At 45.9% G+C, this 12745-nt stretch carries 9 protein-coding genes; 7 read left to right on the top strand and 2 right to left on the bottom strand.

All coding sequences use genetic code 11. The annotated features are described in order from the left end of the window. Positions 1-42 precede the first annotated feature (42 nt). Positions 43-5169 (top strand): nSTAND1 domain-containing NTPase, encoded by a 5127-nt coding sequence (locus QUB11_RS05540; protein WP_333205863.1) that lies wholly within the window; start codon positions 43-45, stop codon positions 5167-5169. Positions 5170-5218: 49 nt separating this feature from the next. Here QUB11_RS05540 and QUB11_RS05535 read toward each other — a convergent pair whose 3' ends face one another. Further along, positions 5219-5437 (bottom strand): hypothetical protein, encoded by a 219-nt coding sequence (locus QUB11_RS05535; RefSeq protein ID WP_333205864.1) that lies wholly within the window; start codon positions 5435-5437, stop codon positions 5219-5221. Between the two features lie 191 nt (positions 5438-5628). Between QUB11_RS05535 and QUB11_RS05530 the strand changes: the two genes are divergently transcribed. The 4 genes from QUB11_RS05530 (at position 5629) to QUB11_RS05515 (ending at position 9613) form a co-directional block, all read left to right on the top strand. Then, positions 5629-7191 (top strand): aminotransferase class I/II-fold pyridoxal phosphate-dependent enzyme, encoded by a 1563-nt coding sequence (locus tag QUB11_RS05530; protein WP_333205865.1) that lies wholly within the window; start codon positions 5629-5631, stop codon positions 7189-7191. A 99-nt stretch (positions 7192-7290) separates the two neighbouring features. After that, positions 7291-7884: a precorrin-6Y C5,15-methyltransferase subunit CbiT gene (gene cbiT / locus QUB11_RS05525; protein WP_333205866.1), complete on the top strand. Its 594-nt coding sequence runs from the start codon at positions 7291-7293 to the stop codon at positions 7882-7884. A 515-nt stretch (positions 7885-8399) separates the two neighbouring features. Next, positions 8400-9317 (top strand): phosphatidate cytidylyltransferase, encoded by a 918-nt coding sequence (locus QUB11_RS05520; RefSeq protein ID WP_333205867.1) that lies wholly within the window; start codon positions 8400-8402, stop codon positions 9315-9317. Between the two features lie 14 nt (positions 9318-9331). Beyond that, a complete protein-coding gene (locus QUB11_RS05515) occupies positions 9332-9613 on the top strand; it encodes a hypothetical protein (RefSeq protein ID WP_333205868.1) in 282 nt (93 codons plus the stop codon). Here the strand turns inward: QUB11_RS05515 and QUB11_RS05510 are convergent, their stop codons facing one another. After that, positions 9614-10405, bottom strand: a complete 792-nt coding sequence (locus QUB11_RS05510; protein ID WP_333205869.1) for a DUF2993 domain-containing protein — start codon at positions 10403-10405, stop codon at positions 9614-9616. 617 nt (positions 10406-11022) lie between these two features. Between QUB11_RS05510 and QUB11_RS05505 the strand changes: the two genes are divergently transcribed. Further along, complete coding sequence (locus QUB11_RS05505) at positions 11023-11817, top strand: pseudouridine synthase (RefSeq protein WP_333205886.1); 795 nt, start codon at positions 11023-11025, stop codon at positions 11815-11817. Continuing rightward, the gene (locus QUB11_RS05500; RefSeq protein ID WP_333205870.1) at positions 11814-12695 is read left to right on the top strand and encodes a RodZ domain-containing protein; all 882 of its coding nucleotides are present in this window, start codon (positions 11814-11816) and stop codon (positions 12693-12695) included. The genes QUB11_RS05505 and QUB11_RS05500 overlap by 4 nt, the downstream gene beginning before the upstream one ends. The last annotated feature ends 50 nt before the right edge of the window (positions 12696-12745 follow it).

Raw genomic sequence — 12745 nt, 5'->3', positions numbered from 1 at the left:
AGGCAAGTAGAATTTTAGTCAATTAAACAAGGGGTGGGTAAAATGGCAAACTTCCAGCGTAACTGGGCAGTTGTTATTGGAATCAATGATTACCAGAATCAAGTTCCCAAACTAAAAACAGCTAAAAATGACGCCGAAAAACTGGCAGATATATTAGCTGAGTCGCACAAGTATGAGGTAATTTTAATTACTGATGATACCGATTGCAAACCCAATCTTGAGAGCTTATTAAATCTGCTGACAAAGCAACTGCCGGAAAAAATTAATAAAGACGATCGCTTGCTTTTCTATTTTGCCGGACATGGGATTGCGAAGGAGAGCGATCGCGGCCCTGCTGGTTTCCTTGTCCCACAGGATGCCGATGTCAAAAATAATGCGAATTTGCTGCCGATGCAAACGCTACACGATCGCTTAGCCGCACTCAAATGTCGCCATTTACTCGTGATTCTGGACTGCTGTTTTGCCGGAACATTCCGCTGGTCAAGTACCCGAAAAGTAACAGTCATTCCACGCAAAATTCACCAAGAACATTACGATCGTTTTATTAATTCTCCTGCTTGGCAAGCGATTACTTCAGCAGCACACAATCAAGAAGCTTACGACATTAATCCTAACAGTATTAATCCTAACAATAGAGAACTATTAGCAGGAAAAAATCATTCGCCTTTTGCTGAAGCCTTGTTTAAAGCTTTACAGGGTGAGGCGGATATTATGCCTCCTGCTGAAAAAAATAAACCCGCAGGAGACGGAGTAGTTACAGCTACAGAACTTTCTCAATACCTGCAATATCAGGTAGCAGAAATTGCGGGCGATCACCAAACTACCCAATTGTGGCCTCTACCGAAGCACAACCGAGGCGAGTACATCTTTTTACATCCGGATCGCCCCCCGAATTTAAAATCTGCACCGGAACTAAATAAAGATAACAATCCCTATCGGGGGTTAGAGTCTTTTGAAGAAAAGCACGCTCAGTTTTTCTTTGGGAGGCAAGAATTAATTAAAAAACTAGAAGCTCGAATTTCTCAGCCACAGCAACCGCTGACTGTAGTTTTAGGGGTATCTGGAGCGGGCAAATCAAGCCTCGTCAAAGCTGGCTTAATTCCTTGCTTGAAACACCTTTCAGAACAAGAAGTCTCTCAAAATATTCTCGATAGTGCTTGCAATTTAACAAACGTTATTATAGCGATAATTCGTTCGCTTCCTAAATTTCCTCTTGATTTTTGGGCTTTCACCTATATCCATCATTGGCATATCCTCACGCCAATGCGTCCAGGAGAGTCTCCGTTTACTGCTTTAGCAAGGACTATTTTCCCCATCAGTGATTTTCCGATCGACAACGAACTTAAAACTGTTGAGTTTTTACGGGAAGTCCTACAGCAAGAAATTGAAAAGTTAGATAGAGAAATAAATGAATTTGACGAATCCGGGCAACAAAATGAGGAATTTAAGCGATTGGATCGAGACAGAGAAAAGTTAGAAGGATTTGTCCGTGAATGGAATAACAACCCCAGAAAATTATTTGCCGATAGCTTCGAGGAACTTGACGCTCTGTGTCAACAAGAGGAGCAGAAGGAACAATTAAGACAGGTATGCTTGGACGGTCTTAAGAGATTCAGCCAAAGTTTAAATTCCGAAGAATTTGTCAAGATTGTAGAGGAATGGAGCAGAAATCATCCTGACATCAAGCTGTTATTGGTTATCGATCAGTTTGAAGAGCTAATTACTCTGAGTCGGGACGAGGAGCAAGACAAAAAGAATAATAAACAACCAGAGTGGCAGCAGTTTTTGAAGTTTCTGGAAGAGGTAATAGCAGCTAATTTAAAACAGTTGCGGATTGTCGTCACTTTGCGATCGGATTTTGAGCCAAGATTTCTCAATTCTGATGTTTTGAAGTCGCAGTGGGCAAAAGCTCGCTTTCCGGTACGAGCGATGCGAGCGGATGAGTTGCGACAGGCGATCGAACGCCCCGCAGCAGAGATGGCTTTGTACTTTGAACCGGCTAATCTGGTTGATCGGCTGATTGAGGAAGTCGGACAAATGCCTGGTGCATTGCCGTTGCTATCTTTCACGCTCAGTGAATTTTACATCAAGCTTTATGAAAAGTGGGTGAAAGATGGAAGTAGCGATCGGGCCCTGAGAATTGATGCGGACTTTGAGAAGGAAGGAGGGGTTGCAGGCTCTCTAACGCGCAGAGCCAATCAGGAATATAACGAATTGCCGGACGATGCTCACAGAGCTACGATGCGTCGGGTAATGCTGCGAATGGTTACACTTGAAGGCGGAGAACCAGTAAGGCGACGGGTGTCATTGTCGGAATTGGTTTACGCCAACAAACAAGAGCCAAATCAGCCAGACAAGGAAGAAAATCAGCGAGTCGAAGTAGTCCTGGAATGTCTTCATAACACTCGTCTCGTTGTCAGCGGGCAAGAGACGGGAGAACCTTATATAGAGCCTGCCCATGATTTTTTGGTCAAAGGGTGGGATAAATTACAAAAGTGGCTAGAAAAGGAACAGGAAAATTTGCTCTTGCAACGCCGTTTGACAACCGTTGCTTTTGAGTGGAAAAAAAAGGAGCAGGCATCAAGCGTGTTAGGAAAAGCTGAACCTTTTTTGACAAGTTTAGACAAAAAAATTGATTCGACCGAAGAATGGTTGAAACAAATCAAAGATCGGGAGGTACAACAAGTTATACAAAAGAGACAAGTCCAATTGCAACAGGCAAGTACGAAATGGAAAAGCAATGAAAAAATATCAATTTTTTTAACAAAAGCAGAACCTGTGTTTGAATTTTTAAACAAGATATTCGGCTTTCCTGAAAACTGGCCGACAAAAATCAAACCGCAAAATTCTCAAGAACGTCAGCGAGAGAAGAAGGTACAGTTTCTTTGGAATGGGAATCCCTATCTTGATGTTTTAAGAAAAACACTTAAATCTAGCGACTACTGGTTTAACCAAGTAGAAGCTGAATTTGTACAGCAAAGTATTTGGCAAAGACGCAGAAATGTTAATCTGCGTTGGGGAATTGCAACTGGGGTAATCATTTTATCAAGTGGGTTAACTGTTTGGGCTTTAATTGGCCAGAAACAAGCACTAATAGAACACATGAGCGCTAATCAAAATTCCACCGAGAATGAGTTAGGCACAAATCAACCGATACTAGAGGCTTTAATAAGTAGTTTACGGGCAGGAAAGCCTTTGAAACATTGGCTCCTGCATACATCTATTCTCCCGCCCCACGCAGATCGGCAGCAGCAAATTCAAGTTATAACTACCTTAAGAAAAGCAGTTTCTCAAGTTAGAGAGCTCTATCGCTGGCAACTACCTCAAGGTGAGGTACTAGATATATTTTTTAGCCAGGATGGTCAAATATTCGTAGCTATTCAAAAAGATAAAAATGATATTTGCGTATGGGATTCACAGACTAAAGCGTGTAATCCCTTACCAAGACAAGACTTAATTGTAGTGGCAAAGTTTAGCCCTAACGGTAAGATACTGGCTATCTTAAGCCAAAATCAAACAGGTAAAGATAGAACTGTCCGGTTGTGGAACTTGGGAAGCAAGCAGTTTGAGTACGAATTACACGGACTGCAAGGCTCGGCATCACTTGAGGATCAGCGTCGATCCGCAAAAATTAGTTTTAGCCATGATGGTAAGCGATTGGCTATTGAAGTTGCCAAGAATGAGGATGCTTCAGAGAGGTTCGGCTATTTGTGGTGGAACTTAGAAAGCAAGAAGCCATATCTGTTACCAAACTCTCACCTTCTTGGTATGAGTTTTAAGTCGAATGACAATCTATTAATAGCTACGTTGAATGACACAAATAAGAGTCCGTATGTCGCAGTGCTTAACTGGCCATCTGGACAAGTGAGCCGTATTTCACCAATGGCTAAAATACCGGATGAAATCTATAATGCTAATTTTAGTGCTAATGGCACAAAAGTAACTTTTGTAAGTTCAGCCGGCGATTTTTCTAGCAGCGAAATGTGGGTCTGGGATTTGAATAAGAACCAATGGGTAAACGTAGAGGCTCAAGATCTAAATCAAGTCCATACATCGAGATTTAGCGCCGATGGAAAGCTATTAGTAGCTATCAACCAAGATCGTTCTGTTTATTTGTATAAACATTTGTCAGTTTCAGATAGTGTTGGTGCTAATATTTTAGGTAAATTCAATTTGCCTCAAGGCGCACTTGAGAATATGATGTTTAGCCCGGACGGCAAGCAATTCATTACTCAAGGCGATGATGGCATCCTGCGCTTATGGGATGTCGATCTGCCCTATCCCAAAACTGAACCTAAATTCTCTTTAGAGGGAATTGAAAGTATCAGTTTTAACCCAAATGGTCAAACAATTGCTACCATAGCCACAGATACCCAAGGAACTGTTCGCTTGTGGAATTTAGTGGGCAACCAGTTACAGGAATTTCCTAAAGTTTCAGGCAAGATTGCAAGCTTGAGCTTTAGCCCTAACGGCAAGCAGCTAGTTACTGGAGGAGAAAACGGCTTTGTTCAGTTTTGGGACTTGCACGGCAACATTTTGAAGGAATTTAAAGCTTATCCAAGTAATCCAGTAAAGATTATCGGTTGGGCACAGAATGGTCAGAGTATTGCTACTATCAAAATTGATGAATACAATAAAGACACAATAGTTCACCTGTGGAGTTTGAATGGTCAGAAATTAGACGAGTTTACAGTGCCATTTAACGAGCCGAGTGTCGGTAGCATTCATTTTCAATCTAATGGTACATTAAAAGCAATTTATACACATGGCGGTGGTGATATTGTTTTGTGGGATAGTTCGGGAAAATCAACTACTTTAAATACAAAAAATATAGAAGATACCTTTCTACGTACCAGTATCAATTTCAATGCCGATGGTAGCTTATTTGCTACCGCTTTAGGAAGCGATGTAGCCATCTGGGACTTACAGGGCGAACAGTTGATGAAATTTGAAGGATATATAGATAGGATAAAAAGTGTCAGTTTTAGTGCTGATGACAGTAAATTGGCTGTTGTTGGTGAGGATGGTAAAGTTCAGTTGTGGCAGCTAGGAGGATTAGATGAATTACTCCAACGGGGTTGTGAACGAGCGCGTAAATATCTAGCTACCCTTGACGAAAAGAATAGCGATCGCAACCTCTGTGATGGTATCGGTAATTCTCAGCGGTAGATATGAGTTGTTAGAGTGCGATCGCCTCTATAAGAAGTAAGCGGTGGTATCAAAAAAGGTCGATCGCCCTCCAAGACGCGATCGGGCGATCGGGCGGAGTAAAAAAAGCAGCCGATATTATCGAACAGGTTGTATTGACTCGAAAGCCGGTCTTGGCTGAAAAATAGCCGCAGACTGTGGTACGATTTTGTGCTTTAACTGAAACCACAGCCCCTAGACAAACCATAAGTAAAGCAGTAGCCAGAATTTTCAACTGTTTGAGTATCATACTTAAGCAGTCCATATTAAGTCATTTTAGAGAAGTTTGAAATTGAGACGGTGTTGCTTGTGGGCGATTGCAAGGAAAAAGGCAGCCGTCGATGCGATCGCGGAATTGCCCGCAATGGTTTCAGCAATTAATAACGTCCAGTGAAACCTCGGCGGTTGCTATAATTCCAAATAATCAAATCAAGATTAAGCGTGTCACCAGCAAACTCTCAACAACAAACGCCTCTATTAGATGCCTTGCGCGATCGCACAAATCATCCGCACGCCCCATTCTACGCCCCCGGACATAAACGCGGACAAGGAATCTCTCAACCCCTAATTGACTTATTCGGTGCGGCAGTATTTAGATCGGATTTACCGGAATTGCCGGAGTTAGACAATCTCTTTAACCCAGAAGGTGCAATTGCCGAAGCTCAAGACTTAGCCGCCGAAGCATTTGGAGCCCAATCAACTCGGTTTTTGGCCAACGGTTCGACTTGCGGAATAATCGCCGCCATTTTAGCAACTTGCGGCCCAGGAGATAAAATTATCCTACCTCGAAATATCCACTCATCGGCAATTTCTGGTTTAATTTTATCCGGCGCAATTCCAATTTTCGTCAATCCAGAGTACAACCCGGATTGGGATATTGCCAACAGCATCACCCCAGAAGCCACAGCCGCCGCATTAGAACAACATCCCGACGCCAAAGCAGTAATGATAGTTTACCCAACCTATCACGGCGTCTGCGGGGATTTGCGGGCGATCGCCCAAATTACCCATCAATACAACATACCGTTATTAGTAGACGAAGCCCACGGCGCGCACTTTAACTTTCATCCAAACTTGCCAGAAACGGCACTATCAGCCGGTGCCGATTTAACAGTACAATCAATCCACAAAACCCTCGGTGCAATGACACAAGCATCGATGCTGCACGTCAAGGGCGATCGGATAGATATCCAAAAAATAAATAAAGCATTGCAGCTAGTACAATCTACCAGTCCGAGTTACATACTATTAGCATCCCTAGACGCAGCCCGCCAACAAATCGCACTCCACGGCAAAGAGTTAATGGCGCCAACTTTACAGCTAGCAGAAAAAGCGCGATCGCGCATCAGTCAAATTCCCGGCTTATCAGTTTTAGAACCCTTAAATACACCCGGTTTTGCAGCATTAGACCGCACTAGGCTAACAGTAAAAGTATCAGATTTAGGAATCACAGGATTTGCCGCCGATGAAATTTTGCACTCTCAACTCGGCGTCACCGCAGAATTACCAATGCCCAAACATTTAACATTTATTATCACCTTGGGAAATACACAATCAGATATTGACAATCTAGTTAAAGCTTGTACTCTTTTAGAAGGAAGAAGGAAGAATGAAGAAGGAAGTTCGGCAACGGATTCTGTAACGGATGTAAAGGATAGAAGGAAGAAGGAAGAAGTCCGAAAGAAGAAGTCCGAGAGAAGAAGTCCGATGTCCGATGGAAGATTGGCCCACTCTCCCACTCTGCCACTCTCCCCCTCTCCCCCTCTCCTTTCCCCCCGTGAGGCTTTCTTTTTTCCAGCGGAAACAGTACCCGCAGACAAAGCAGTCGATCGCCTGTGCGCCGAACTCATCTGTCCCTATCCCCCAGGAATACCAGTCCTGATGCCCGGTGAAATCATTACCCCAGCAGCCGTTGACTACCTGCAACAAATCCTTGCCGCCGGCGGAAAAATCACAGGTTGCAGCGATCCCTGCCTCCAAACTCTCAAGGTTGTGCGACAGTAAATATTAAGGCTTCGGGGAAATTGGGAGAATTTCTACTTCTTCCGCGAGTTCCAACTTCGGTCTTGCTTCAATCAAAAATCAAAAATCAAAAATATAACTATGCTTTGGCCCTACGTCACTCCAGGCATCCCGGATGACTTATTTGAACGTTTACCGGGAATTCCCATGAGTAAGCGAGAAGTCCGACTGCTATTAATCTCCCACCTGCGGCTGCAAGCAGATTCAGTGGTGTGGGACATCGGTGCAGGTACTGGTACGATCGCCGTAGAAACAGGTTTGCTGTGTCCTAAAGGTCGGATTATCGCCGTTGAAAGGGACGAAGAAGTAGCAAGCTTGATTCGCAGAAATTGCGATCGATTCGAGCTCAACAACGTAGAAGTCATAGAAGGCAGTGCCCCGGAATGCCTGGAAAGCCTGCCCCAACCCCCCCACCGAGTCTGCATCGAAGGAGGTCGCCCCATTAAAGCCATTCTCCAAGAAGTCTGGCGTTACTTGCAACCCCACGGTAGAGTTGTTGCCACAGCATCGAATTTAGAGAATCTTTACGCCCTTTCCGAAGGTTTCGCCGAGTTACAAGTCCGCAACATTGAAGTAGTCCAGTCCGCCGTCAACCGCTTGGAGACTCGCGGCCTGAGTCAAACCTTTGCCGCCGTCAATCCCATATTTATTCTCAGCGGCGAAAAGCTGGATTAGAAGTTAGTTGACAGTTGGCAGTTGGCAGTTGACAGTTGACAGTTGACAGTTGACAGTTGACAGTTAACTTTAACCTGGTTCCTCGGCACAGCCTGGGAATACATACCCCATGCCCCATGCCCTATGCCCTATGCCAATTCCTAAATGTAATTCTTAATCTTTTTTAAGTTCACTTAACCTTCATACTTAAGAATAGGGGCCACCATAGCTGGATTGACCCCCTGAGTTGAGATTTTGGATCATCGCCAGTTGGGTATTGGGCTTGGCTGTGTAAGGGAGGAAACGGTACCCTAACAATCCTTGCATCCTTGCATCCTTGCATCCTTGCATCCTTGCGTCGAATGACACGCCCAAAAACGGATACAAGCCGCCGACAATCGTCGTGGGCTACCCAAAATTTTAGACCCTAGTTCAATCTCCCAGATTCATCTGTGGAGTAAATCTAGAATCTAAAATCTAAAATCTAAAATCCAAAATCGAATGATCCGCCGCCGTCTGCAAGAGAAATTCATTTTATGCCTTGGTCTCGTATCCTGAGTGGAATAGTTGCGATCGCCCTTGCTTTGGGAATGATTATTATGGGCGGATGGTACTTCACCGTCGGCTTTGGGGTCATCGTCTACCTAGGGCAATTGGAATATTTTCAATTAGCCAGGGCTAAAGGTATTGCACCCGCTGCCAAAACTACCTTAGCCGTCAGTCAAGGGCTATTAATTACTGCCGCCCTAGCACCGGAGCTCGTAGATGCCATGTTCCCCTTAGCGGGAACCTTAATTTGTTTCTACCTGTTATTCCAACCTAAATTATCGACGATCGCCGATATTGCCTCCTCAGTTTTAGGATTGTTCTACGGCGGTTATTTGCCCAGCTATTGGGTACGGCTGCGAGTCGGCCTCGACCCAGGCAATCTTGCTACAACCCAACTTTCGCAAGCAGTAGCAAGCAATTTGCCCGTTAACATTTCCTCGCCGCCGTCTTGGACAACTTCCAGCCATGTATCTTTAGGATTGACTTCGCTGCTGCTGGCTTTCTTCTGTATCTGGGCCGCTGACATTGGGGCTTATTTTGTCGGCAAATTCTTCGGCCGCACTAGCCTATCCCACATCAGCCCCAAAAAAACCGTTGAAGGTGCCGTATTTGGAGTTTGTGGCAGCATCACCGTGGCAGTCGCTGGTTCTTGGTATTTACACTGGCCGGGGTGGCAGTATACTGGGGCTGCTTTTGGTCTGTTGATTGGGGTTGCTAGCCTGTTGGGAGATTTAACTGAGTCGATGATGAAGCGAGACGCCGGCGTTAAGGATTCGGGACAGTTGATCCCCGGTCACGGCGGCATTCTCGATCGCACCGACAGTTATGTTTTTACCGCGCCGTTAGTCTACTATTTTGTCACTTTACTGTTGCCCGCGATCGACTCTTTTTTAATTAATCGGTAATTGGGAATTGGGCATTGGGAATTGGGCATTGGGAATTGGGCATTGGGCATTGGGAATTGGGCATTGGGAATTGGGAATTGGGCATTGGGAATTGGGCATTGGGAATTGGGAATTGGGCATTGGGCATTGGGCATTGGGAATTGGGCATTGGGAATTGGGAATTGGGCATTGGGCATTGGGCATTGAGTATGTATTCCCAGGCTCTACCGAAGAACCAGGTTAAAGCCAACAGTCAACAGTCAACTGTCAACTGTCAACTGTCAACTGTCAACTGTCAACTGTCAACAGTCAACTAACTAAGGCAAAACTCTAATTCCTCCCCGACAAACAATCTCCCCCGGACTCAAAATCAATTCTTCTATCTCAACTTCCGGCCCAAAATCAATTTTAAAACCATTGAAATCACTGCTCTTTAATTCTCCATCCATTTCGATTTCGGGTGATTCAAACATCAATTCGCGACCGCTAGCCATCCGCAAACCAGTCCGCAATACAAAAGGAATTTGCGTACCCCCAGCGCGCAAAATTGCAGCCGAAAGCGTCAACAAACCCGCCTCAATTACAATCTGCGAATTTTGCAACTTCAGCGACTTTTCCCTATCTGCCAGTGGCAGCATCGTCCGCAAAAATTCGCTCAAAGCATCAGCCAGCAAAGGCGCTTTCAGCGACGCATTCAAATCCGCTTGGCTGACCCTCAAAACGCCTGCCACGGGAACTGATTCCAGGAGGCGCAGGGGTTGGCCTTTGAGAGCTTGACCGAGGTTGATGCGAATGCCGCAGCCCTCTATGGCAACTTCAGTTAGGTGTAGTCCTTTATACACAGCACCGATCGCGGCAGCGGTGACTTTGGGGATCGCACCGCTGAAGATTTGTCGATCGCTCCCCTCAATTTTCACCTTCAACTCGTCCACGTGCTGAACTTGCGATCGCAGCCACAACTGCACCGCCGGAGACAGCACCGCGCTCGCAATCCGGCTGCCTTGACTCGGCGAAGGTATCCCCGGCTCGTCGCCGAGATTCACAGTCCCACCAGAGCCAGCAGCGCCATCTCTATTGTCAAATTGAAGAGAGTTTCGATCGACAGTCATAAACAATTTCAGAATATAAACCTTAATATTCAAGCACAGAAATTTAACTAGATCTGGCACATCCGGTCTCAAAAATGCGGTTTCTGCACAGATATATCGCCGTCAACCTCTGATTTTCCTTAGAAACCGGGTTGATGAACGCAAGTCCGATTAACTCCAAAATCAAGCAGAAATCTGGCATCAGCAACGCCAGAAGCAGAAAAATTCTCACCTTTCTCCCCTTGGGATCTTTGGATAGTTCACGAGTTGTGCGATCCCGATGAAAAATTCGCGATCAAGCGTATAAATTTAACCAGCAGTACGGGATTTATGGTAGTGTTGGTTTATGGTCGGGTCAGACCCACACCTTTCAAACCAGCCGCAAACCAACGGTGCAAACCTGTGCCTGCCGCGAGTCTTTTCGTAGTTTTTGCACAGCATTCAGGGTAATGCCATCAGGACAATCTGCACTCTTGCCACAAGGACAATCTGCACTCTTGCCGGACGTCCTGTAATAATTGGTCGGAATTATAATTTATTCCCAACCAGGAATTGAGCATTGCTAGTACGGTTAATCAATTAACCGTGTCGTGTTTCCTCCCCACCGTTCGCTCGTTGGGGATTTCCACACTCCCGTCATGTCTGATGAAAGGCTGCAAAAAATCCTCGCCCAGTGGGGCATTGCCTCTCGCCGTCTTGCAGAACAGATGATTGTAGCTGGACGAGTCCGAGTTAATGGCAATATTGTTCGCTTAGGAGAAAAAGCGAATCCCGATCGCGATCTCATCCAAGTCGATGGAGTCCCGGTGAAACCAACGGATCGACCAGCAAAGGTCTATCTGTTGCTCAACAAACCGGCAGGCGTAGTTTCTACTTGCAGCGATCCAAGATCCCGATCGAAAGTTCTCGACTTGCTGCCACCCCAACTGCGCTGTGGTCAAGGCATCCACCCCGTAGGACGCTTAGATGCAGATTCCACCGGCGCCCTCTTGCTCACCAATGATGGTAAGCTGACATTTTGTTTGACCCATCCGCGTCACTCGATCGCCAAAACTTATCAGGTTTGGGTGAGTGGCGATCCCCCGGAACCCATACTACAAACGTGGCGTCAGGGCATCATCTTGTCCGGCAGAAAAACTTTGCCCGCGAAAGTTAAAGTTCTCGATCGCGCGCGAGACCAAACTCTGTTAGAAGTCATTCTATCAGAAGGCAGAAACCGACAGATTCGGCGAACAGCCGAGCTATTGGGATATCCCGTGGTGCGCCTGCACCGCACAGCCATTGGCCCGATTCAATTGCAGCGGCCTGGTTCGCCAATATTGCCACCAGGCTGCTGCCGACCCCTAGAAGATGCGGAAATTATTTATTTATGGAATCTAGTCAACCTAACATCAATAAGCGTGCCAGTAAATTCCCCGGAGCACAGCATATGACAAAGAATTTATTGTTTTTATTCTTCAAAACCACTAAGCAGAAACTGCAATCCCAAGAGCCAGAACCAGCTCAGAAGAAGCTAGCGGAAATAGGATCTCAACTCCGTCAGTACCGCGAACAGCAGTCGATTTGTTTGGACAAAGTAGCCGTGGTAACAATGATTCGGCGGAATCTGCTACAAGCAATCGAGGACGGTCAACTCGACCAACTTCCCGAACCCGTCTACACTCAGGGTTTGATCAAGCGCTACGCTGAAGCAATGGGTTTGGACGGAACTCAGTTTGCCGACTTTTTCCCGATCGAACCGCCGCCCCGATCGAGAACCAAGCTATCCTGGCAAGATGGGCCTCAGTTGCGGCCGATGCACCTCTACCTCTTTTACACATTTCTAATTATCTGTTCGGTCAATGTCTTATCTCAGTTGATGAGCGGTTCTCTTACCGCAAAAAACGGTGCGGGAGCCGAAGAAATAGCGCTTGGGCAGCAAGAACAAGCTCGCGCCGCTGCTGAGGCATCAAGAGCCTCACAAAATCAGAAACCCGATAGTTACGAGGCTGTCGAAGCAGTAAGAACAGGTCAAAGTTTAGATAAATCTGGCAATAAACCAGTAATGGTTAGCGTCACTTTTAAAGCAGAATCGTGGATGCAGGTTAAAGTCGATGGTAAAACAGAGTTTGAGGGAACTTTGCCGACCGGGACTGTTCGCACCTGGGGGGCTCAAAAGCAATTGGTAGTGGTAGCAGGTAACGCCGGCGGGGTAATGGTTGCTGTTAATAACGGACAAGCCGAACCACTCGGAGATCCTGGAGTCGCCAAAGAAGTAGTTTTTAAAGCAAACGAAATCCAGCCTTCAGCACCGCCCAAGAATGAAGGGTAATCGGGCATGAGGCATGGGGCATCGGGCATCGGGCATCGGGCATAGTTAGT

The sequence above is a fragment of the Microcoleus sp. B6-A1 genome (genome assembly GCF_036705085.1).
GTDB lineage: Bacteria > Cyanobacteriota > Cyanobacteriia > Cyanobacteriales > Microcoleaceae > Microcoleus.
This window is presented reverse-complemented; position numbering and strand designations above follow the sequence as displayed.